The 22374-nt window shown below is 42.4% G+C and carries 20 protein-coding genes; 9 read left to right on the top strand and 11 right to left on the bottom strand.

The genetic code is table 11. The annotated features are described in order from the left end of the window. Window positions 1–44: 44 nt before the first annotated feature. Together VB654_RS15340 and VB654_RS15335 are read left to right on the top strand one after the other, a co-directional pair. Window positions 45–212: a DUF4089 domain-containing protein gene (locus VB654_RS15340; protein WP_323214647.1), complete on the top strand. Its 168-nt coding sequence runs from the start codon at window positions 45–47 to the stop codon at window positions 210–212. After that, the gene (locus tag VB654_RS15335) at window positions 209–1597 is read left to right on the top strand and encodes an AtzE family amidohydrolase (protein WP_323214646.1); all 1389 of its coding nucleotides are present in this window, start codon (window positions 209–211) and stop codon (window positions 1595–1597) included. The genes VB654_RS15340 and VB654_RS15335 overlap by 4 nt, the downstream gene beginning before the upstream one ends. 96 nt (window positions 1598–1693) lie before the next feature. On the opposite strand, the gene VB654_RS15330 is transcribed toward VB654_RS15335, so the two are convergent. Continuing rightward, window positions 1694–2008, bottom strand: a complete 315-nt coding sequence (locus VB654_RS15330) for a hypothetical protein (RefSeq protein ID WP_323214645.1) — start codon at window positions 2006–2008, stop codon at window positions 1694–1696. Between the two features lie 231 nt (window positions 2009–2239). Here VB654_RS15330 and VB654_RS15325 point away from each other — a divergent pair, with 231 nt between their 5' ends. Together VB654_RS15325 and VB654_RS15320 are read left to right on the top strand one after the other, a co-directional pair. Continuing rightward, window positions 2240–2815, top strand: a complete 576-nt coding sequence (locus VB654_RS15325) for a carbonic anhydrase (protein ID WP_323214644.1) — start codon at window positions 2240–2242, stop codon at window positions 2813–2815. Between the two features lie 150 nt (window positions 2816–2965). Beyond that, window positions 2966–3298: a hypothetical protein gene (locus tag VB654_RS15320; protein WP_323214643.1), complete on the top strand. Its 333-nt coding sequence runs from the start codon at window positions 2966–2968 to the stop codon at window positions 3296–3298. 96 nt (window positions 3299–3394) lie between these two features. On the opposite strand, the gene VB654_RS15315 is transcribed toward VB654_RS15320, so the two are convergent. Then, on the bottom strand, window positions 3395–3721 hold the full coding sequence (locus tag VB654_RS15315) for a hypothetical protein (RefSeq protein WP_323214642.1): 327 nt from the start codon (window positions 3719–3721) through the stop codon (window positions 3395–3397). A gap of 124 nt (window positions 3722–3845) precedes the next feature. Beyond that, the gene (locus VB654_RS15310) at window positions 3846–5321 is read right to left on the bottom strand and encodes a WGR domain-containing protein (protein ID WP_323214641.1); all 1476 of its coding nucleotides are present in this window, start codon (window positions 5319–5321) and stop codon (window positions 3846–3848) included. A 372-nt stretch (window positions 5322–5693) separates the two neighbouring features. On the opposite strand from VB654_RS15310, the gene ilvA reads away from it, so the two are divergent. Further along, on the top strand, window positions 5694–7205 hold the full coding sequence (ilvA, locus tag VB654_RS15305; RefSeq protein WP_323214640.1) for a threonine ammonia-lyase, biosynthetic: 1512 nt from the start codon (window positions 5694–5696) through the stop codon (window positions 7203–7205). A 118-nt stretch (window positions 7206–7323) separates the two neighbouring features. Here ilvA and VB654_RS15300 read toward each other — a convergent pair whose 3' ends face one another. Next, window positions 7324–8535, bottom strand: a complete 1212-nt coding sequence (locus VB654_RS15300; protein ID WP_416235689.1) for a glycoside hydrolase family 10 protein — start codon at window positions 8533–8535, stop codon at window positions 7324–7326. Window positions 8536–9174: 639 nt separating this feature from the next. On the opposite strand from VB654_RS15300, the gene VB654_RS15295 reads away from it, so the two are divergent. Beyond that, the gene (locus VB654_RS15295; protein ID WP_323214638.1) at window positions 9175–9339 is read left to right on the top strand and encodes a hypothetical protein; all 165 of its coding nucleotides are present in this window, start codon (window positions 9175–9177) and stop codon (window positions 9337–9339) included. 70 nt (window positions 9340–9409) lie between these two features. Here the strand turns inward: VB654_RS15295 and VB654_RS15290 are convergent, their stop codons facing one another. The 3 genes from VB654_RS15290 to VB654_RS15280 form a co-directional block, all read right to left on the bottom strand. After that, on the bottom strand, window positions 9410–9811 hold the full coding sequence (locus tag VB654_RS15290; protein WP_323214637.1) for a VOC family protein: 402 nt from the start codon (window positions 9809–9811) through the stop codon (window positions 9410–9412). Between the two features lie 138 nt (window positions 9812–9949). After that, window positions 9950–12226, bottom strand: coding sequence for a pentapeptide repeat-containing protein (locus VB654_RS15285; protein WP_323214636.1), 2277 nt, complete (start codon window positions 12224–12226; stop codon window positions 9950–9952). Next, entirely contained in the window at window positions 12223–13230 is a 1008-nt protein-coding gene (locus VB654_RS15280) for a zinc-dependent alcohol dehydrogenase family protein (RefSeq protein ID WP_323214635.1), read from the bottom strand. Before VB654_RS15280 ends, VB654_RS15285 begins: the two co-directional genes overlap by 4 nt. Before the next feature lie 416 nt (window positions 13231–13646). On the opposite strand from VB654_RS15280, the gene VB654_RS15275 reads away from it, so the two are divergent. Beyond that, window positions 13647–13859, top strand: coding sequence for a hypothetical protein (locus tag VB654_RS15275; RefSeq protein ID WP_323214634.1), 213 nt, complete (start codon window positions 13647–13649; stop codon window positions 13857–13859). 1044 nt (window positions 13860–14903) lie between these two features. Here the strand turns inward: VB654_RS15275 and ctpC are convergent. Then, window positions 14904–16190, bottom strand: coding sequence for a carboxyl-terminal processing protease CtpC (gene ctpC / locus VB654_RS15270; RefSeq protein WP_323214633.1), 1287 nt, complete (start codon window positions 16188–16190; stop codon window positions 14904–14906). Between the two features lie 253 nt (window positions 16191–16443). Then, window positions 16444–17670, bottom strand: a complete 1227-nt coding sequence (gene ispG / locus VB654_RS15265; protein ID WP_323214632.1) for a (E)-4-hydroxy-3-methylbut-2-enyl-diphosphate synthase — start codon at window positions 17668–17670, stop codon at window positions 16444–16446. A 281-nt stretch (window positions 17671–17951) separates the two neighbouring features. Between ispG and VB654_RS15260 the strand changes: the two genes are divergently transcribed. Further along, window positions 17952–18977 carry an isochorismatase gene (locus tag VB654_RS15260; RefSeq protein ID WP_323214631.1) on the top strand — a complete coding sequence of 342 codons (1026 nt, stop codon included), beginning with the start codon at window positions 17952–17954 and terminating at the stop codon, window positions 18975–18977. Window positions 18978–19030: 53 nt separating this feature from the next. On the opposite strand, the gene VB654_RS15255 is transcribed toward VB654_RS15260, so the two are convergent. Beyond that, window positions 19031–19906, bottom strand: a complete 876-nt coding sequence (locus tag VB654_RS15255) for a M23 family metallopeptidase (RefSeq protein WP_323214630.1) — start codon at window positions 19904–19906, stop codon at window positions 19031–19033. Window positions 19907–20213: 307 nt separating this feature from the next. Between VB654_RS15255 and VB654_RS15250 the strand changes: the two genes are divergently transcribed. Next, the gene (locus VB654_RS15250; protein ID WP_323214629.1) at window positions 20214–21422 is read left to right on the top strand and encodes an HhoA/HhoB/HtrA family serine endopeptidase; all 1209 of its coding nucleotides are present in this window, start codon (window positions 20214–20216) and stop codon (window positions 21420–21422) included. 268 nt (window positions 21423–21690) lie between these two features. Here the strand turns inward: VB654_RS15250 and VB654_RS15245 are convergent, their stop codons facing one another. After that, on the bottom strand, window positions 21691–22038 hold the full coding sequence (locus VB654_RS15245) for a DUF760 domain-containing protein (RefSeq protein WP_323214628.1): 348 nt from the start codon (window positions 22036–22038) through the stop codon (window positions 21691–21693). Window positions 22039–22374: the final 336 nt, after the last annotated feature.

Genomic DNA, 22374 nt, shown 5'->3' with positions numbered 1-22374 from the left:
GATTTCACGAACCACAGAGGCGCAGAGGACGCAGAGGAGGAGAAATGAGGAGTTATGTTGAGGAGATGGCTTTGTTGTTGGGGTTACAGCTTGGAGATGAATATGTTGATAGGGTGGTGCAGAATTTTGAGATAATTAAGGCGATCGCTCAATTAGTGAATGAGTTTCCTTTACCAGAGGAAGTTGAACCTGCTTCTGTGTTTGAACCATGAATGATGCTGTATCAATTGCTGCGGCTGTGCGTAGAGGCGAAGTTAGCGCGGTGGAAGTTACTAAAGCTGCTTTAGCTAGAATTACTACACAAAATCCTCAACTCAATTGTTTTACAGCCATAACTGCGGAAACTGCTTTAATTGATGCAGCTAAAATTGATCAGGAAATCGCCCAAGGTAAAAATCCCGGTTTATTGGCTGGTGTGCCTTTTGCGGTGAAAAATCTCTACGATATCGCTGGTTTAACAACTTTAGCCGGGTCGAAAATCAATGCCGAAAATCCCCCAGCTAACCAAGACGCGACAGCAGTAGCCAAGTTAAAACAAGCAGGGGCGATACTGGTTGGGGCTTTAAATATGGATGAGTACGCCTATGGATTTGTTACAGAAAATTCCCATTATGGTGCTACCCACAACCCCCACGATTTACAACGCATAGCTGGTGGTTCCTCTGGTGGTTCATCTGCGGCTGTAGCGGCGGGTTTAGTCCCTCTGACCCTGGGTTCTGATACAAATGGTTCAATTCGGGTTCCGGCGGCTTTGTGCGGCGTGTTGGGCTTTAAACCCACTTATGGGCGCTTGTCTCGTACTGGAGTAGCTTTATTTTCTAGCAGTCTTGACCATGTTGGCACTTTTGCCTGTTCGGTCGAGGATATTGCTACAGCTTTTGATCTGCTGCAAGGTGAAGATCAGCGTGACCCAGTTTGTACAAAACGCTCTCCCGAATTATGTGTACCACAATTATATCAAGATATCTCTAATATCAAAATAGCGATCGCAAATGATTATTTTACTCAAGGTGCATCACCAGAAGCTTTAGCCGCAGTACAAACAGTAGCGGATGCTTTAAGTGTAACTGACTATGTAACTATCCCTGAAGCCCATCGCGCCAGAGCAGCAGCCTTTGTAATTACCGCTAGTGAAGGGGCAAATCTACATTTAGAGCAATTAAAGTCCCGTCCCCAGGATTTTGATCCGGCTACACGCGATCGCTTTTTGGCGGGGGCATTAATACCGAGTAGTTGGTACATACAAGCACAACGGTTTAGAAGTTGGTATGGCGATCGCTTCCGGGAAATCTGGCAAAATGTAGATATAATTCTCGCCCCCACCACACCGATTTCTGCGCCGCTAATTGGTCAAAAAACCATGATTTTAGATGGTGAAGAAATTCTAGTGCGTCCTCATTTGGGATTATTCACACAACCATTATCTTTCATTGGCTTACCCGTTTTATCAGTACCAATTCAACTACCAAATGCTTTACCTTTGGGTGTGCAAATCATCGCCGCACCCTACAATGAAGCTGTAATTTTACGCGTTGCGGCTGTATTGCAATCCCAAGGTGTCATTACTGGTGAATCAGGGACTTGCCTTATCGGATAATGCTCGTTCTTTAACAATAGAAATTTTATCAATTATCGAACTGGTAATTAATTTAGCTTTTATTTCCGTTAAATAATCCTGAACTATCATATTCAATTAAGATTGAAGTAACATTAAACGAGCTTCTAAATCAGACCACATTTGATAAAAAGCACTCCATTCCACAAAATCTGCTTCATCTCCTAATTGACCTGTTTTAAACTGTTGATAAAAATCTGCCGATGATAATTGATACTGTTGTTCAAATGCTTGTAAATCATTTTCTAATTCTTTCATTTGCTGTTGAATATTTTCTCTTTCTTGATTGATAATCTTTCTGAGTGATGAAGCCAAAATATCACTATACCCTCCTTGTTGAGAAAGTGCTTCGAGAGCTTTTAATTGATTGATTATTTCTGCTTGAGTTGTCATTATTACTTCTTACTTTTAGATAATGTTTATATCTATTATAATATTTACTAGGTTAGATTAGGCGCATTTTCGCAGCCGATTCTAGAAGTGGGGCTGCAAGCCCTGGATGCGACGCTGCTAATCAAACAGTAAGAGCAAATGAGCAAAAATTTTACAACAACAGGGTAATCACACCTTGTTGGTATTAAAGTTATAGGGTGAAGCTTTCAGCATAAACTCTATTAATAAAAGATGAACAAACCTAGCAATAAATTGCAGACTGGTGAGTGTCTTTGTTGTCATCCCTTAGCTAATCGTCGTCATTTTCTGAAATCTCTCCTTTCCGGAGCCGTAGCTTTTACTGTCCTGCAATCAGCAGCACCTGTTCAAGCCGAAATTCGTCAAGCTAAAGCTTTAGTTCTCAGTTGTATTGACTTTCGGTTTTTGACCGCAGAACGCTACTTTTTAAGGAAAAAAAATATAGATGGGGAGTATGATTGGACAGCTTTAGCAGGTGCTTCCTTAGCTGTAGCCGGATTCCCTCACCCATCTGATGCAGAAGCATTTTGGGATCAGCTAGATATATCCTATCGACTACATCAGATCAACAAAGTGATTGTGATTGATCATCAAGATTGTGGGGCTTATGCAACCATGATTGACCCTAATTTAAGTAAAAATCCAGAACAAGAATTGCAAATACATACAGATTATTTGAATCGTGCTTATTGGTCAATTCGCGATCGCTATCCCGATATTGAGGTGGAACTTTATTTCGCGACTCTCAACAAAGGAGTATTTCCAATTATTTTACCCAGCGTTCAGTGATAGTGAAAGTATATGAATATACATTGTAAGAAACAGTAGGGAACAGGGAAGAAGGAATCAAGGTAGACGGAGTTTTGTATGGCTTACGCCACGCAAGCTATCAAAATTCAAATAGGAGTCCTATATATGGTAAAATTCCCCTAAAAATACATGATGATCCTAAAAACACTGGCGACAATGATCAAAGTGATATCCACAATTTTTATATCCAGTGCTATCGGCTGGGAATTGTGGAATATTTATGCAGTCATCAATAACATTAGTATTCCCAGTAGCCTAAATTTTATTTTTTGGATTGAACGTTTTGCGATTACGGCGCACTTAATTGAAGCGGTAATTGCAGCTTTTTATGCACCGAAAAAACAAAAAACGCCCATCAAATATGCGATTTATACCTTTTTTGTGGGAACAGTTGCTTTAATAGAACTGTTTGCTAAAGAGGAAAATAGGCTCAAAAAGCCAATATATGAGACTAATATTTGATTTTTGAACCGACTCTTAAACCTTATTCACAACACGCGAAAATTTTGGTAGCTTGGTAGCCCTGTATTTTTAAACCGGGGTAGGGAAAGAGCTATCCTAACCGACCCAATACCTCCTGACCAACCAAGCACCAATTCCTGAACCAATCCAGCCAAATAAAACCATCAAAATAAACGTTAAGATCGCCCTACCAGTTCCTGCCCCCAGTGAACCAGCCGGAGGTGAACCAGTTTGACGATCATTTAACCAGATGATGAACTCATAGAGAGAAGCCCCTGCGATCGCCATCAGTACAAACCCAACTATGCTACCTACTGGAATCAACAGCAGATTCCAATTAAACCCAAACCGCGCCAAGGCACTCCAGAGAATCAGCAGAGTCGGGCTAATTAATACTATGAAAAGCAACAAGAATCCAATCATGATTACGGTGGTTTTTTAAAGAGATTGTGATCCAACCTGTGTGTTATTTCCTTCCCACTGTCAAATTACATAAATTTTTAATAACGAACCACGGAGGCACAAATGCTTACTTCTGGCATTCTCTCTAGCAGCCAGCCCAAACAAACGCAAACTGATCTTTGTGGGTTTTGCATTGCAGAACGTGGGCAATACCCATATCGCCAAACATATAGGGAAGGTTGTCACAAGAAGCTAGTTGAAACACTTGTCGCATGGGAGCGTGACAAACAGGACAGCCTGGACACTCCATATCTTGAACCCAGCGTGGGTAGCCCCCCAGCTTATCGCCTTCATCCGTGGGGTAAACCTCATCGTACTGTTCGCAGCCTAACCGCCCAGCCAATTCATTCCCCCGGTCACAGTTTGTGACCTGATCCCAGCCATATACCAGTGCTACGAGATCATCAGGGTGGGGATAGTCTTCAATTTCTACCCAGTCGGTGATGGTCTTGGCTGGAAAATCTATTCCATACTCTTGGCCATCTATTTCGGGCAAAGGAGGGGTTGAACCGTTGCCTAATGGCTGCACCAGACGAATAATGACATTTTTAATCAGGTAAGGTTCTCTACCGTAATAGATTGTTCCATATTCCCCCTCTGGTTGGCAGTCACCAGGAATGCAGTGAAACATTTGTAGTAGACCTGTACCAAACTCCTCACGCACAGGTTCTGGCAACTCAGCTAAATTCAGTTGAAAGAAGAGTTGCATTGGCTGGGCGCAGTTGGGGCAAGTAGGCCATGTTTCATCTTCCGCCAGCCAAGGACGACCGCAAAACTTGGAAGCTAGGCGATCGCCATCCCCTTCAATAACCACCGGCTTCCAGGCGGGACGAATAAATTGGGCAATATCCAAATCTGGTTCAGGTTGGGGAGGTGGGGCAATGGTCGTGATGTCGTAGCCTTTTTTCAACTTTTCATTGATTTTCTTCTCGGCTTCGGCTTCGGCTTTTTTAGGACTGCTGTAGGTGGTGCTGGAGGTTTGTCCGGCAGTGCCAATGCGCCCATAGCGGATCATCACAGCTAATCCTTGAACACTGACTTCATAGAACTTGTGGGAATGGTCGTCGGATAATTCCAGGTAAACGGGTTCGGTGTGAGAAGGAGGCGAATAGTAAGGATCATTGCTGAGAATGGTGGAGTGGTAGTAGTCTTCTGCTTCCTCTTGGGAATCAAACTCACGCACTTCGTCAGACAAAACATTTCCACCATAACCCTTATGAATCAGCCTCACTTGGCAACCTTGTAGAGTAATGGTTCCATAATTAGGCATTTTGCCTGTGTCTATCTCAAACTCGTAACTCTGTAATGGAGTGGGTGCAGGGATCTCAGCATCAGGTTGGGGTAGGAGATGAGCAGCAAGGAAAGGCGCAGGCGATCGCATACCAATTTCAACAAACGCCCTTCCACTCATCAACAAACTCCCATCCTCCAGCACCAGCAACTCTTCAGTGAAGGGATCAGTTGTCCAAGTTAGCAAAACAGATCGATCATTGGCTGAGATGGTGTACCTACCTCGGCGATCAGTGCTTAACAATCGATAAGACCCATCGGTTTCAAACAAATAACAGTATTTGTCTCCATGCAGCCAAATTGATCGGATCAGTTTCTCTTGAAGAGAGTTTTTTGGCTCTGAGGATGATTCACGAGAGGGATGACTAGGCATAGAAAGTTGGCCATTTTTTATACTCAAAATATAACTCAACTCAATTAGTCCTCCCAAGCTCCGTCTCCTAAAAAGCAAGTTTGGTGGGAGGTGCGATTTTCCAATTCCCCCAAACTTGGGGGATTTAGGGGGCAAAACAGACTCAAACACAGACAGGCAGGATTTGTGTGTACACGATAGCCTCACAGGTTAAACGATGTCTGCAAAACAGGTACACCGAATAACGGTAAAATTAACAATCCATCCCAAATTGGTCTACTTGTTAACCCCATGTATTGCGACTACTTGGTACAAATTCTGACTGCCCGTGTATATGATGTTGCCCAGGAAACACCACTGGAGTATGCCCCTAACCTCTCCAAACGACTGAATAATCAACTATTGCTGAAGCGAGAGGATATGCAGTCCGTGTTTTCTTTTAAGCTGCGGGGTGCTTATAACAAGATGGTCAATCTTTCACCTGAATTGCTGGCGCAGGGTGTGATTGCGGCATCTGCGGGAAATCATGCCCAAGGTGTCGCCCTGGCTGCTAGTCGGCTAGGAACACGAGCGATTATTGTCATGCCGGTGACTACTCCCCAGGTGAAAATAGATGCAGTCAAAGCCAGGGGGGGAGAGGTGCTATTACATGGAAATACCTACGATGATGCTTATGCTTATGCCCGTGAAGTGGAGGCAGAAAAAGGACTAACTTTTATTCATCCTTTTGATGATCCTGATGTGATCGCAGGACAGGGGACAATTGGGATGGAAATTTTGCGCCAATACCAACAACCCATCCATGCAATTTTCGTGGCTATTGGTGGTGGGGGATTAATTTCGGGAATTGCGGCTTATGTAAAACGCTTGCGTCCTGAAATTAAGATTATCGGTGTGGAACCTGTGGATGCTGATGCCATGTCTCAATCTCTGAAAGCTGGACATCGGGTGCGGTTGTCTCAGGTGGGCTTATTTGCTGATGGGGTGGCGGTGCGGGAAGTGGGAGAAGAAACTTTCCGTTTGTGTCAGAACTATGTAGATGAAATTATTCTAGTTGATACAGATGATACCTGCGCGGCGATTAAAGATGTGTTTGAGGATACACGATCAATTTTAGAACCAGCTGGTGCTTTAGCGATCGCAGCGGCCAAAGCCTACGCCGAACGAGAACAAATCGCAGGACAAACCTTAATTGCGGTGGCTTGCGGTGCTAACATGAACTTTGACCGTTTGCGGTTTGTCGCCGAACGCGCCGAATTTGGGGAACGTCGGGAAGCTATCTTTGCAGTGGCCATTCCTGAAAAACAGGGCAGTTTGCGGAAGTTTTGTGAATGTATTGCTCAACGCAATCTCACCGAGTTTAATTATCGCATTGCTGATGAAACAGAAGCTCATATTTTCGTAGGTGTGCAAATCCAAAACCGTGCCGACGCAGGAAAAATGTTGGCATCCTTTGAAAATTGTGGTTTCAAAACCATTGACTTAACAGATGATGAACTAACAAAATTACACCTGCGGCACATGGTTGGTGGGCATTCTCCTTTGGCGCATAACGAATTGCTTTATCGGTTTGAATTTCCTGAACGTCCTGGCGCATTAATGAAATTTGTTGGTTCCATGAGTCCCAACTGGAATATCAGTATGTTTCACTACCGCAACAATGGGGCAGATTATGGGCGAATTGTGGTAGGAATGCAAGTACCCCCCCAAGAAATGGAGGAGTGGCGAGCATTTCTAGATACCCTTGGCTATCGCTATTGGGATGAAAGCCAAAACCCTGCATATAAGCTGTTTTTGGGATAGAAGAGGCAGGGTGCAGGGTGCGGGGGTGCAGGGGGCAGGGGGCAGGGTGCGGGGGCAGGGTGCAGGGGGCAGGGGGCAAGAAACGTACTCATAACTTTCCCGACTCAGCACTCATTACCTAGTTCCCTGACCGCAAGGCCGAACGCAACGCGGGAACCGGGAAGAGACTTTTAAATCCCGCTATCCTTTTGTTTGCAGGTTCTGGGGCAGAGTCCCACAGTGTTTCGTAGTAAAAGAAGGTGACACCTAAACCCCGTGCTTGGGCAGCCCTTACCTGAGCCTTAATTTGTTGGATAGAAACAGGTCGATTTCGTAAACCCGTCATTACACCAATGCCCGTGGGAATCATTTGTTGGGCTTCTTGAATTTCTCTGCGGGAAATATTAGACACGAAGCTTTCCAAATCGGGGCGATAAATCTGCACAATTAACTCGTCTACAATGTTTTGCCGCATCCAAGCCAGCCAGTCTTGGAGTTGAAACTTATAAGCAAAGTCATAATAGTTGGGGGCAACCGAGAAAATCGCGTTGGGTTTTCTGGCTTTGACAGCTTGGTTGAGTTGCACCATAAAGGCTGTGATTTTATCTGCCCGCCACTTTACCCATGCCTGATCATTGGGATTATTGGGGGGACGATTCTTGGTTTCTTGGGTGTACAAACGAATGGTGTAGGGATCGTAACCAAATTCGTGGGGCAAACTCATGTGATCGTCAAATTGAATGCCATCGACATTATATTGAGTCACAGTCTCCACTACGAGATTAGTGATAAATTGCTGCACTTCAGGAAGGAAGGGATTGAGCCAGACAACTTCACCAGCTGCACTAATGGAAGTTTGGCTACCATCCCGCTTTTGTGTCAACCACTGTGGGTGTTCCAACGCCAGTTCTGAGGTTGGGGGAGCCATGAAACCAAATTCAAACCAGGGAATTGCCAACAGTCCCCGACGATGGGCTTGGGTAATTAAGTCTTCGAGAATATCATGTCCATCTGAACCCCGAAAGACGAAAGGTTGAATACCTGCCCGTTGTGCCACGGCACTAGGATACATCACATAACCAGAATTCCACACCACGGGATAGATGGTGTTGAAGTTTAGCTCTTGTAATTGAGTCATGGCTGATTGGACTTTGGCACGATCTCTGAGGATGTTGAAATCATTGTTGGTAATCCAAACTCCGCGAATCTCTTGACGCGGTAGCTGTGCCATGACGGGACTAAAATTATTCAGTAGCAGTGCTGTAATAAATGATATGAAGGCAAGAATTGGAAAGAAACTCTTGAGCGATCGCGTAGCGTGTGCTTTAGTGCTGCGAAGCGATCGCATCATGAAAGGTAATTTTATCGTCTGGAATAATCTGTTAGCGCTCCACACCTGCCATATTCTTGCGTAATCAAATTTACTAGTCATATCATCTACTAACATTTATGCTTACTAAAGGGTTTGTTTGTTGGTCGTTAGTTGTTTGTTCCATGCACAGCGAATTTTTGCATTCGAGAAACCGAAGCAAAATTAACACAGTAAGATAGGTGACGTAGTGAGTCACTCAAAAGTGTCCACTAATTTTTTTTCTGAAGGGCAATAACTATGTTCTGTAGTAACTGTAGCGTTTTTGAGCTACAAGTAATTCTCACTATACTATTCGTAAATTTACTAAATATTCTCTAAAAATTCAGTCAAATCAAACACTAAATATGCTAATTTATCAAGGAATATGAGGTAAAAATCACATCAAACCGATTTAAGCCAATATTCTTGCCTAGTGTTGGATAAAATGGATTAAATCAATTATTCCACATAATAGTCGGTTTATTGACTCCATGCTGTATTAGTTCAATCAATTTAAACAAAAGCGATGATCATCTGATTCAATTGCCGCATCGTTATCACTTTCTATTTTTGGTAGTAGGCACTCCAACAGTGCTAGTATGTCGAACATCGGCTGTGTATGGCTTTTGAGTTTTTGTTTTGGAAGATTATAACTCTACAACATCAGCCCTCTCTGTTCATACTTTTTTTGGCGGAGGTATTGATCTTTGGAACGGTTTAAATGAACCTATCGGGACTGAAATGATTATCGAACAGCTGCGTCAATTTCTCCTGACAACAGATAAAAGCAACAAAAAATTTTAAAATTGGATAGAAGAAAAAGAAGCAAGCAGAATCACACCTGCTGCAATTGCTCCCGCCAATTCATTGATTTTTACATTACTGATGATGACATTCCATAACATACTGCTTCAATGTTGTGGCCATCTGGATCTAAAACAAACGCTCCATAGTAGTGGGAATAATAATAATGCGATCGCCAACTTGGTGGGCTATGATCTCTACCACCTACATTAATCGCATTTGTATAAAAAGCGTTAACCTTTTCGCACGATTCACCTGTAAAAGCTACGTGAATTTGTGGAATGTTGACTTCCCCATCAACAATCCAAAAGTCAGCTTTTCCATCTTTGCCAAAACCAGCTGCATATTTAATCCCAGTTGTGCTGTGATCATACTCTTTGACTAACTCGTATCCCAGTGGAGCTAAGGCAACGGCATAAAAATTTTTGCTATGCTCAAAGTCACTAACGTTAATCCCAATATGGTCAATCATAAATGTTTTCTGGGGTAAAACACAGCTAAACTATAATGTTAATTTTGCACCCATCGCAGATTGCGTAACACTACCCCTAGTAAGGGATTTATCTTATATCTATGGATGAAGTAATTTATTTCAGTTTGATGCTGCACATTACTTGAGATAAATTAATAAATTTAATCCGGGAATGGTGCGAGAAAGAGTCCATAAGACTAGGGTAATGTAAAGTATACCCAAACTCCATTGATACCAAGCCAGTGTGGCGATAATACCTGGTAAATGTTCATCTCGCAGGCGAATATCGTTAAATCCTAGCCTGACTAAATTGTTCAAACTAAAATCGTAGTAATTCAGCCAGTTCCAATGGCGATTCCACAACAAATGCATATATCTTTCTCGAAACATTTGATATCTTGGAATGACTGGCAATCGCCCAATTAATAAGCGTAATTGCCGGAAAGTACCGTCTTCTGTGAAATAAGAAATATCCATTAAATCGTGATAGCGTCCTTGTTGATAAAGTCGGATTAATAAAGTTATCGGTAAGGGGACAATAATTATTAACAGACAAACGAGAGTTAGCCAAGGTTGTTCAGAATTACGAAAAATAGCTAATAAACTCAAGAGGGTTAAAATACTGAAGCCAGTGAACATCCACATAGTTTCATTGTATGTAGGAATAATTGCTACTGGATGTAAACGGCGATAGCGATCCACAAGCCAAAATAAACCGCCGAAATAAGCGATCGCTACTCCGCCCACGCCAAACACTAACCAAAAACTGGTACCATAGCCACTCAGCAACAATAGTACACTCAAAGCCAACCACCTTGCAGCTTGTAATAACCAGACACCAGGGGAAAGAGGTTCAGCAATCACCAAGCGATCGCTCAGTTGGTTGTATGTTTCTAAATCGATATCTGCTAAACTTAATAGTTCACTGCTATTGCGAAATGGTTCTGTCATCCGACGACGTGCGATCGCATCTGCTTGAGCTGCACTCAAACCCACATTAATCAAAGTTTTGCGAGTTGCACTATTAATATTCCTATCCATCAAACGATGACTTAATTCCCGCAATCGTAGTTTTTGCTTTGTATATTCCAACTGATTAGCATCCGCTATTTGCTGCTGTTGACGAAAATTCTGCCCCAAATTTCGCAAAATATTTTGATTACCTTGGGAAGTCGGAACACGAAACATCTTGCCAATTTCGCCGGGATTGCCTAAAATTTTCCCTTGGTTAGAATTAAAAATTAAACCAGGGACATTTAAAAAAGCCGCTTTAGCAAACCGCGCATCACTAAAATCGGCTTGGTTAAAAATACTAGCACCATGTAAATTTACAGCTTGATTAAAAATAGTTTCTCGAAAATTTACAGTTTGATCAAAAATAGCCTCTGTAAAAAAAACATACTGATGAAAATTTGCCTTCGTAAATTGTGCAGCACCAGTAAAGTGGACATTAGAAAAATCAATATTTCCTCGCCATTGCGCCCGATTAAATTTAGCTGATTGCTTAAAACTAGCTTCATTAAATTTCGTAGCCTCTTCAAAAGTACTATCTTGAAAATCAGCCTTGTCCTGAAATTGCGCCTGCTCAAAATTAACCTGCTCAAAAAAAACACTCGTTTTAAAATTACTCAATTCCCGAAAACTAGCCCCAGTGAAGCGCACAGAACGACTAAATCGAGTTTCCATCCAGTTAGTTGGTTGTAAAAAAATAGCATTTTTAGCATTCACAGGCTGAAAAAAGAAAGTATTCGGGAACTGTACCTCCCCAGTGAAGCGAGTTTTTACCAGAATTAAAGAACCACGAAAAATATTAATTTCACTAGATTTATTCGGCTGACTTTCCAAAAGGGCGCGACAGTCCTTAGAATTAGGTAAAGCCATAGCTAAAGACTGTAAACAAACAGAACGCAAGTGTGCAAGTTGTTCCTGTTCGCTACTAGTCAAAAGAGGAGCATACACAGTTCCCAACTCCTCACCAGATATCACCGGCGCGTAAAGAGGAGTTCTCAAACCCAAATCACTACCCACAAAATTCCCCTGAATCAGAGAATTACTCAAATCTAAACCCAAAGGCTTTGTCCCAGACCTTTGTAACTCCTTTCGCAGCACCTGATAAAAATTATCTCTAAACTCAGTATTTTCCGGTCGTAAATCAATCACCATCTCCCGTAAATCCACAGTCAAATTGCCCTCACGAATTATCGGAGTATGCAAACGTTCCTGTAACAACTCCAGACTTAAAGGAATGCGTTCTGGCTGGGTTTGGGTAGCCCCAGCAGGTAAAGAAAAGAAAAGCCAAGCCAATATAACGCAGACATACATACCAACCCAACGCAGAGACAAACAAAATCTGACCTCCGCGCCCCTTTGCGCTGACCTCCGCGCCCCTTTGCGTTTAAAAAAAAATTCAATCACTCATCACTCATCAATAGCACAACCTTACCAATCATCCCACCAGACTCCAAAACTTGATGCGCCCGAACCGCCTCCGCCAAAGGAAACCGATGACTAACCTCAACTTTCAACTTCCCTTCATCCATCAACACAGCACACTGTTCGAGAATTTCCCCATGATGCTTCAAACTTTCTTCCAAACCTTGCAACATCGGAGTCAGCATTAATTCTAACCCAATACGGAGATTACGTAATCGAGCCGCCTTCCAAACAGTATCAGCCTTTGGTTCCAGAATCGTCACAATATCGCCATATACCCGCACAGCCGGAAAAGTTTTGTCAAAAGTTTCGCCACCAACAGTATCAAAAGCTAAATCCACACCTTCACCACCAGTCCAATTTAACACCGCATTCACAAAATCTGTGTCTTGATAAAAAATCACCTCATCAGCACCAAGTTCTTTGACAAAATTAGCCTTTTTCTGAGAACTCACAGTAGTGCAGACAGAAGCACCTTTAAATTTCGCCAATTGAATCGCGACATGACCAACACCACCAGCACCCGCATGAATTAAAACCCGTTCCCCAGGTGCTAACCTCCCCCGTTCATACAAAGCTTCCCAGGCAGTGATTAATACCAGAGGTGCTGCGGCTGCTTCTGCAAAAGAAACTGAAGCAGGTTTACGGGCTACATACCTTTCATCAACAACAGTATATTCTGAGTAATTACCCTGATGTGCGCCCAAACCACCATAGCAAAAATACACCTCATCACCTACGCGAAATTTTTCAACACCAACACCCACAGCCTCAACAATTCCAGCACCATCACAGCCTAAAATCGCCGGCATTTGTTCAGGGTAAAAAGTGCCTCGCTGACGGAGTTTTGTATCAATGGGGTTAACGCCAGCTGCTACTAAACGGACTAAAAGCCCAGTATTTTCTAAAGGTAAAGTGGGTTTTGGCACTTCCTGTAATTGCAGAACTTCAGGACTACCAGCTGCTGTCATTAAAACTGCTTTCACAAATATTTCCTCCTAGATGCACGATTATTTCCAACTTTACCGCAATCAGGAGAATGCAAGAGATTAGTCGCAGCCAATGTGATTCTGCTTACCTCTTTCCCTTCCATTTTTACAATTATGGGACAACCCACACCGCGCACATTCCATCCATGCTTACCTCAATTTATACCGCTATTCAGCAAGTAAATGCAATTAAACTAAAGATGTTTCTAAGCTGGGCGAGGTTTTCAGGCTCAACTACTTTAAATTTAATTTGAACCACTTACTTATGCAATATGTAGGAATCATGAAATTAATAAAAATTTTATGTAAAGTATTAAAAAAAAGATTGCACTACGTAAGTTCTGGTATTATGCTCGTAAAAAGTATGACAAATTTAAGAATAAGAAGTCCTTGAAAATTAGGTAGAGAAAATAATGTTCAAATTGAATCAGAATATCTGCACGATACTAGGGACAGCATTAGTTTCTTGTATTTTACCTCTGACTTTTAATGCTAAACCTGCGGCAGCAGTAAATCTTGTTACTAATGGAAGTTTTGAAGAACCAAATATTCCTACAGGAACTTTTGAACTTTTCTCATCAATTCCTGGATGGAGTGTTGAATTTAGTAGTACATCCGGCGGTTGAATCGAGATTCAAAATAACGTAGCTGGTAGTCCATTTGATGGCAATCAATTTACAGAATTAGACGCTGTTGGTCAACCTCTTATTTATCAAGATTTACAAACAGTAATTGGTCAAACTTATAAACTCCAATTCGCATCTTCACCACGTCCTGGAATACCTGAAAATATCCTCAGTGTTAGATGGGGAGATGTTTTACTCGACCCTATTTCCGCTAGTGGTGTAGGATTAGCCGATACACAATGGCAGATATTTACTTATAAACTACTGGCTACAAGTGCTATTACTCGTCTCAGCTTTGACAATAGGCTAGAAATAACTGACGGTTTTGGCACATATCTAGATGCGGTTAGTGTTACCGCTATTACTCCTATTCCAGAACCTAATGCTATGTTAGGTGTTTTAGTTATCAGTGCTGTTGGCACTACTTCACTGCTGAAAGGAAAAAAGACAGCTAAAGCTTAAATAGGGTACAGGGAACAGTTATTTATTCAACTCAAAATTCACACTTTTGATGGTACACCCTTCAAAAACCGTTCAGCTGACGCTCACGGCGAAGTCTTGCGCCTATTTTCGGGTTGATCAGCCTCTAACCTTCGATTTATCTGGGTTTTATCTTTATTCAGCAAACCCTAATTATATTACTGTCATGTTTAAAAGTTAATAGCATGGCAGTTTTATTTTGGTTATTCAGTATCTATGTATGCTAACTCTGCTTTAAAAAAGCCGGAATCCTGACCATACAAGGAATTCAAACTGATTATCCTAAATGTTTTGGAAAAATTTCTTTTTTATACCTGTTCTCTGTTCCCTTTGCTAGAATCTTAATTTAACATAACAAGTACGATAGAACCTTTATTTTTATCTCATTAATGGATGACTACTCCATTATCTAAAATTTTTCGGTGTTCCAATTATGCAACGCCGTAAGATTTATACATCCTTACTTGCAGCTTGTATTTTCCCCACTCCCATTTCTTATTCTCCACAGCAAAAAGGTGAGTTAGACAAAACGCCATAACACACCTAAAAAAATTTATGATATTTCTATTTCTTATCTGAACTCGTTATACTTTTAGCAGCAATTTCCTTACCCAAAACTTCCACAGCTTTAGCAAATTGAGGGTCTGCGAGTGTAGCCAGTTTTTCACGCTGCTTTAGCCACAATTCTTCACGCTGTTCATCAGATAAGTCTACGGTCACATCAGGGGCAACCCCATGCTTATTAATATCCTTACCACTGGGAGTATGATATTTAGCAATTGTTACCGCTAAACCTGAACCATCTTCTAAAGGACGCACCGATTGCACTAAACCTTTACCGAAAGTTTGAGAACCAACCAACACGGCACGTTTATTATCCTGCAAAGCTCCAGAAAGAATTTCACTGGCACTAGCTGATCCTTTATCAACTAATACCACCAAAGGTTTATTCGTCAAAGCCCGACCCCTGGCCACTTCCCTTTCTTGTTCACCCCGGCGGTCAATAGTGGAAACAATTGTGCCTCTATCCAGCCACATTCGCGCAATTTCCACACTAGAGAAGAGTAAACCACCGGGATTACCACGTAAATCTAGAATATATCCAGATACCCGTTGTCTTTCTAAATCTCTAATAGCATTTTGCATTTCCCGGCTGGCATTGGCGCTAAACTGATTCAGGCGAATATAACCAACTTTACCGGCTGGAGTTGACTGTGTGGAATATTTGACTGGATGAATTTCAATGCGGGCGCGTGTAATCTCGAACTGTCTCGGTTGACCATCCCGTTCAATTGTCAAGTTGATTTTAGTACCTGGTTCACCACGAATCAGGGATACTGCCTGATTGGTATCCATCCCCTCAGTGCTTTTACCATTAATTTTAATGATGATGTCCTTCGCCAAAATGCCCGCCTTAAATGCGGGTGTATCATCAATGGGCGAAATCACCACAATCTTCTTCGTTTCTTCATCTTGACTGATGGTGATGCCAATACCGGTGAGTTCCCCAGAGGTATCCACCTGCATATTCTTGAACTCATCTGGGTCCATAAACCGGGTGTAGGGGTCATCCAACCTTTTCAGCATTTCCCGGATGGATGTATAGGCATCTTCCTGACTACTGTAGGACTTGCCTAAGTACTCCTTCCGCACAGCCAGCCAATCGACTTGATTAAAAGTCTCGTCTACATATTGGCGCTGAACAATTTGCCAAACTTCGTCTACCAATTCTTTGGGACTTGCTTTAAATAAAGCCTGACCTCGAGAGTGAATGCCCAGGCTAGTGACAGCAATCGTGGAAAGCGTCACGGCCGTAGCACCCAATACAAGTCTACTTTTTGTAATCACCATAATGACAGCTGCGTCAGAGGGAGGAATATATCGTCAGTATGCCCAATCTAACACAGGGTTACACTGTACAGACCAAGCTCATGTTACTAATTTCATTAAAATACTTGACAATCCGGGGAGAAGAGGCAGGGGAGCGGGGAGCAGGGAGCAAGGGGGAGTTAGAAATTACTTTCAACTTCCGGTTACTTAACAACCGTTCCTCTTCTCCCCTGCACCCTGCCCCCTGCCCCCGTTCCCCTTCTCCCCTGCCTCTTTACGGTTCTACCCAACGTCCATCTGCCTTAATGAGATTAATTAATTCCTCAACTCCTTGAGCTTCTGGAACTTTTTTTATTTCTTCTCGGCCACGATATAAAGAAATGTAACCTGGTGTTTTACCAACATAACCATAGTCGGCATCTGCCATTTCTCCAGGGCCGTTGACAATGCAACCCATTACGGCTACATCCAATCCAGTTAAATGCTTAGTAGCTTCCCGGACTTTGTGTAAAACTTCCTCTAAATTGAATAAAGTCCGCCCACAAGAAGGACAAGCCACATACTCAACCATTGTTTTCCGCAATCCTAAAGCTTGCAGAATGCTGTAACAGACGGGAATTTCTTTTTCTGGTGCTTCTGTCAGTGAAACGCGAATTGTGTCACCAATGCCATCAGCTAGTAATGTGGCAATTCCGGCTGTGGATTTAATGCGTCCATATTCACCGTCACCGGCTTCTGTGACACCTAAATGTAAGGGATAATCCATACCCAGTTCATCCAAGCGTTTAGCCATCATCCGATAAGCGGCTATCATCACCGGCACTCGTGAGGCTTTCATGGAAATTACTAGGTTACGAAAATCTAAAGATTCACAGATGCGAATAAATTCTAAAGCAGACTCTACCATCCCTTCTGGGGTGTCGCCGTAGGTAAATAGCATTCTTTCAGCGAGAGAACCATGATTTACACCAATTCGCATGGCTTTATCTTGATCTCGCAAGGTAACTACCAAAGGCTCTAGAGTTTCGCGGATTTTGTCGCCAATTTCATCAAATTCGGCTTTAGTATATTCGGTTCTATTGGAGTTAGGTTTCTCAAACACATATAAACCCGGATTAATTCGCACTTTTTCGATGTGCTTGGCGACTTCCAAGGCAATTTTCATGCCATTGTGATGTACATCGGCTACAATCGGCACATCTTGGTAAGTTTTAATTAATTTTTGTTTAATTTCCGCCATGACTCTAGCGTGAGCCATACTTGGCACTGTGACGCGGACAATTTCACAACCAATTTCGTGTAAACGACGAATCGCTGCTACGGAACCATCAACATCAAGGGTATCCTCGTTAATCATCGACTGCACTACCACCGGGTAGTTACCCCCAATTGTGACATTCCCCACTTTGACAGGTCGGGTTTTACGTCGCTGAATCTTGGTGTCAAAGATGGGTTGATCTGTTGTGGTGTCAATGGTTGTAGGAGTTGGCAGAGTTTGCATAACCTAATTAGGTAAATTTGCTGTAGTTAAAATATCAGATTGAAAGCCTCTGTCTCTCAGATTGCCACATTCAGAGTATTTTTGGGCGAAGAGAGTGCAAAAGAAAAGATAAACAATGAGATTTAAGGAGCGATCGCTTGCTTACTGTGTGACAAACAATACTATAAAATCAATTAAGCTGCGAGAAGAATACCGACTCAAAAGAAGGAATATTTTTATTGAATTTATGTTCAAATGCTCAATTTTTCCGTCCAATAATTAAATTTAATCGGATATTTAAAATGAATCATCTCATAAAAACGCAACTCCCAATTCCTGCTGATTTTAACGCTGAAAAAGTTGGCGAAGTGTGGCGTGTACCCTATCAAGAAATAGCCGCAGCAGCTGAGGTTTGGGCAGAACAATATCATATTCAACCAGCAGCTTTAGATAAAACCAATATTTGCTTACTTTTAATTGATGTGCAGAACACATTCTGTATCCCTGGATTTGAATTATTTGTCGGCGGTAAATCTGGAACTGGGGCAGTTGATGATAATCGGCGGATATGTGAGTTTATCTATCACAACTTAGGGTCAATTACCAAAATTATTCCCACATTAGATACACACACGGCAACCCAGATTTTTCATCCCATATTTTGGATCAACGATGCAGGCGAACATCCTACCCCAGCCGCAACTAACATTACCCCAGCCGATATAGAAGCAGGTATTTGGAAGGTTAACCCAGCAGTGGCTCACAGTATCACCAATGGCAATTATGAACTATTAAAAAAACACGCTTACCATTACGTTAAACAACTCAGTCAAAATGGTAAATATCCCCTCACAGTTTGGCCTTATCATTCCATGTTAGGTGGAATTGGTCATGCCTTAGTTTCAGCAGTAGAGTCAGCAATATTTTTCCATAGCATTGCGCGTCAAACTCAGACACAATTTGAAATCAAAGGAGATAACGCCTTAACCGAAAACTACTCCGTTTTAAGTCCAGAAGTTTTAACAGACTTTAACCAAAACCCACTCGCTCAAAAAAACACCCGCTTGATTAAACAACTACTAGAATTTGATGCTGTAATTATTGCAGGTCAAGCCAAAAGCCACTGCGTTGCTTGGACAATTGACGATTTACTCACAGAAATTAAACAAGTAGATAGCACCCTGAGCCAAAAAATTTATTTACTAGAAGACTGCACATCCCCTGTAGTCGTCCCTGGTGTCGTTGACTACACAGAACAAGCAGACACAGCATTTAAAAAATTTGCAGCAGCCGGAATGCAGATAATCAAATCCAGTCAAAATTTTTAAAATTCCTCCGCGTACCTTTGCGCTAACCTTTGCGCCCCTTTGCGTTAAAATCCTCACCTTTTCAGATAACCTTGAGGATCTTCAGCCACCCAACCCAAATCCGAGCTAGAACGCATTTCAAAATGCAGGTGTGACCGATTCCCAGTAGGCTCTCCAGTAGTGCCTACAGTTCCCAGTAAGTCACCCTCATTAACTTTTTGACCAACAGAAACCTTAATTTCTTCCAGATGGGCGTAACGGCTTTGGATACCGCCACTGTGGTTAACGATGACTAATTGGCCATAAGTTCCCTGCTGTTCAGCAAACACTATAGTTCCTGGTGCGATCGCTTGTACAGAACTACCCACAGGAGCTAACAAATCTATACCACTATGAAAAAACACCTCACCGTTACTAGGATTAATTTGCCAGCCATAAGCAAGTAACACAGAGGCCATTTTTTGCAAAGGATACCCAGCAATAGATATAGGCTGACTATCCGCAGGTGCGGGAGAAGCTGTTATAAAGCGACTTGGTGAAACACTTCCGTCTGGAATAAAAACAATGCTGAGGTTTTGTTGGCAACCATTGATTTCAAACAGCGTATCAGCACGAACTTGATATTTTTTGGCCACATCTCGCCAAGTTTGTCCGCTCGACACTTCTACCACAAACCCATCGTAGGGAGGAATTTGCAGCTCACTACCAACAGTTACCTTTCCGTTCCTGACAGCAGGATTCATGTTGATTAACGTTGCGGGCGTAAGATTGTAACGCTGTGCTATGCTCTCCAAAGTTTCACCACGATTAACTTGATGGCGTTGGAAGCGAGATAACGCTGGAGTGGGACAACTAGGGGCAGCATGGGCGCTGTTTGAGTTCAGGGATGTGGATAACCCGACAGTACCAACAAGGCTACAGAGCAAAAGTAGACGATAGGGAAAAGTCATATAAAAAAAGTCAACAGAGCGCTAACTTTAGATTTTAATTGGGGAATCGGGTTGTGGGGAGTTAAGAGGCGAAGGAAAAGAGGAACGGGGGCTGGGTGCTGGGGGGAAGAGGAAAGGTTGTTAAGTAACCGGAAGTTTAAAGTAATTTCTCACTCTCCCTTGCGCCCTGCTCCCCTGCCTCTTAACTCTGATCCCGATTTTTTGGAAAAAATATTGTCTTTTTGGATGTAAATTTATCTGTCCACTTGGCGTTTGCTTGACTACACTTAGAAATTAGCAACTGCACTGCTGTCTAAACCTGATGATTATGAATTTATCTTTAAAGCAACTAGCTATTTATCTATCTCTACTGGCGATTGGTAGTGGTGCAGGTGTGTTGAGTAGTAGTTATCTTTTGCCACACAATCGCTCGTTTAAAGAGTTAAGAAATGTTACGGTGGCATCATCTCCAGAGTCTGTGGTTTCTAGCCCTGTGGCGGGAGCTATAGGTGTGCCTAGGGGTGATAACCTGAATTTTATTGCTTCAGCAGTGCAGAAAGTCGGCCCGGCAGTAGTACGCATTAACGCTACTCGCAAAGTTCCTAATCCCATCTCAGACGCTTTGAAAAATCCCCTTTTGCGGCGCTTTTTTGGGGATGATGAGCAACCAATTCCCAGAGAACGGATTGAGCGTGGTACGGGGTCAGGATTTATTTTGAGGGAAAATGGTCTATTGCTAACTAATGCCCATGTGGTGGCGGATACAGATACCGTGCAAGTCACTCTCAAAGATGGTCGGACTTTTAAGGGGAAAGTGGTGGGAGTTGATCCGATTACAGATGTCGCCGTCGTGAAAATTCCTGAAAATCAACTACCCATTGTTAAGTTAGGCAATTCGGAAAATTTAATTCCAGGACAATGGGCGATCGCTATTGGCAATCCTTTGGGTTTAGATAATACTGTGACTATCGGCATTATCAGCGCTACAGGCCGTACAAGCGCTCAAGTTGGTGTCCCAGATAAGCGAGTCAGTTTTATCCAAACGGATGCAGCCATTAACCCTGGCAACTCTGGCGGCCCTTTGTTAAATGCCCAAGGTGAAGTGATTGGCATTAACACTGCTATTCGTTCCGATGCTCAAGGCTTGGGCTTTGCTATTCCGATTGAAACTGCTGCTCGTATTGCTAATGATCTGTATACAAAAGGACGTGCTGAACATCCTTTTTTGGGCATTCAAATGAAGGATTTAACTCCTACCCCAAGGCGAGAGATGAATCAAGAAAAAAATCTCAACATTCGTCCGAAAAAAGGTGTCGTGATTTCAGGAGTCATAGAAAATTCACCAGCAGAAGAATCGGGGCTGCTTCCTGGAGACGTAATTCAAAAAATCAACGGTAAACCAGTAAAAATAGCAGCCCTAGTCCAGAAACTGATAGAATCCAGCACAGTTGGAGATATCCTAGAAATTGAAATTAACCGCAATGGTAAAATCCAAACTTTGAAAGTGCAATCAGGCTCCTATCCTGAAAATAAGTAGGGCTGGCTGAATAAATGTAAAACCCAGATCAATCAAAGGTTTGAGGCTGGTCAACCCGAAATTAGGTGCAAGGTTTTTGAAGGGTTGACAGATAGCTGAAACTGTTCCCCGTTCCCTGCCTCCACGACAAAACTTTTATGCCCGGCACGCTACGCGAACAGCAAACCCTAAGTAGTTGTGCTTTTGAGTGTTGATCTCAACTCACACCATTTTTTTGGATAAAGTCGCACTAACATCCATGTATCGTCCGAAAATGTTTGACGATTGACTATTGATTATTAGACAAATGGTCTAACTGCATTCTTTGTTCCATCTGGCGGAGGAAGTATCCCGTCATCATCGCCGATGCTAAAAGCCCAGCTAAGTTATCCCTATCTGTCGTAATTTGCACGTTGAAATTCTCTGCCGGGAGCATTCCCACTAGCCCTTGGACATTTTGTGAAATTATATGCTTAATTTCCGGGCTGACGGACTGGGCGACACGGGCGAGAACTTCAGGAGACTGATGCTGTAAATATTTGAGTAACTGATTAGGATTTTCCTCAAAATGGTCGTTCAGAAGCTGATTGGGATTGTCCTCGGAGTTATCATTCAAAAAGTCAGGGTCAAACACCATTGGCAAATTTTAGCTTAGTTGCTGATTCTACTCTAAACCATAGTACAAGGCTAGTGCATTCTCTATTGGTATAATGTTGGACTTTAATCTAGGAAAGTCCTGTCTATGTCTACAACAGAGAAATTCTGCATAAAAAATTTTGTCGGCGGGATTTTGTTTAATCTGTGGGTTTTAACTGACTTTTGACCATGATCAGGGCTTTACACATCAAAAAAAATGCGCGATTTCAGCGCACCTTCTTCAAGATGATATTGGGATTTTTAATTTATATTAGTATCCATAGCTGAATGACTTGGCTAGGTAGGTAACATGACCAATGGAATAAGTGAAGACAAA

It is taken from the genome of Nodularia sp. UHCC 0506, assembly GCF_034931045.1.
In the GTDB taxonomy this organism is placed as follows: domain Bacteria; phylum Cyanobacteriota; class Cyanobacteriia; order Cyanobacteriales; family Nostocaceae; genus Nodularia.
This window is presented reverse-complemented; position numbering and strand designations above follow the sequence as displayed.

Coding starts and splice junctions, on each gene's coding strand:
- VB654_RS15340 (WP_323214647.1), top strand. CDS start 45: ATGAGGAGTTATGTTGAGGAGATGGCTTTGTTGTTGGGGTTACAGCTT.
- ispG (WP_323214632.1), bottom strand. CDS start 17,670: ATGCAAACTCTGCCAACTCCTACAACCATTGACACCACAACAGATCAA.
- VB654_RS15275 (WP_323214634.1), top strand. CDS start 13,647: ATGTTCAAATTGAATCAGAATATCTGCACGATACTAGGGACAGCATTA.
- VB654_RS15320 (WP_323214643.1), top strand. CDS start 2,966: ATGATGATCCTAAAAACACTGGCGACAATGATCAAAGTGATATCCACA.
- VB654_RS15290 (WP_323214637.1), bottom strand. CDS start 9,811: ATGATTGACCATATTGGGATTAACGTTAGTGACTTTGAGCATAGCAAA.
- VB654_RS15335 (WP_323214646.1), top strand. CDS start 209: ATGAATGATGCTGTATCAATTGCTGCGGCTGTGCGTAGAGGCGAAGTT.
- VB654_RS15325 (WP_323214644.1), top strand. CDS start 2,240: ATGAACAAACCTAGCAATAAATTGCAGACTGGTGAGTGTCTTTGTTGT.
- VB654_RS15245 (WP_323214628.1), bottom strand. CDS start 22,038: ATGGTGTTTGACCCTGACTTTTTGAATGATAACTCCGAGGACAATCCC.
- VB654_RS15315 (WP_323214642.1), bottom strand. CDS start 3,721: ATGATTGGATTCTTGTTGCTTTTCATAGTATTAATTAGCCCGACTCTG.
- VB654_RS15330 (WP_323214645.1), bottom strand. CDS start 2,008: ATGACAACTCAAGCAGAAATAATCAATCAATTAAAAGCTCTCGAAGCA.
- VB654_RS15255 (WP_323214630.1), bottom strand. CDS start 19,906: ATGACTTTTCCCTATCGTCTACTTTTGCTCTGTAGCCTTGTTGGTACT.
- VB654_RS15260 (WP_323214631.1), top strand. CDS start 17,952: ATGAATCATCTCATAAAAACGCAACTCCCAATTCCTGCTGATTTTAAC.
- ilvA (WP_323214640.1), top strand. CDS start 5,694: ATGTATTGCGACTACTTGGTACAAATTCTGACTGCCCGTGTATATGAT.
- VB654_RS15250 (WP_323214629.1), top strand. CDS start 20,214: ATGAATTTATCTTTAAAGCAACTAGCTATTTATCTATCTCTACTGGCG.
- ctpC (WP_323214633.1), bottom strand. CDS start 16,190: ATGGTGATTACAAAAAGTAGACTTGTATTGGGTGCTACGGCCGTGACG.
- VB654_RS15300 (WP_416235689.1), bottom strand. CDS start 8,535: ATGATGCGATCGCTTCGCAGCACTAAAGCACACGCTACGCGATCGCTC.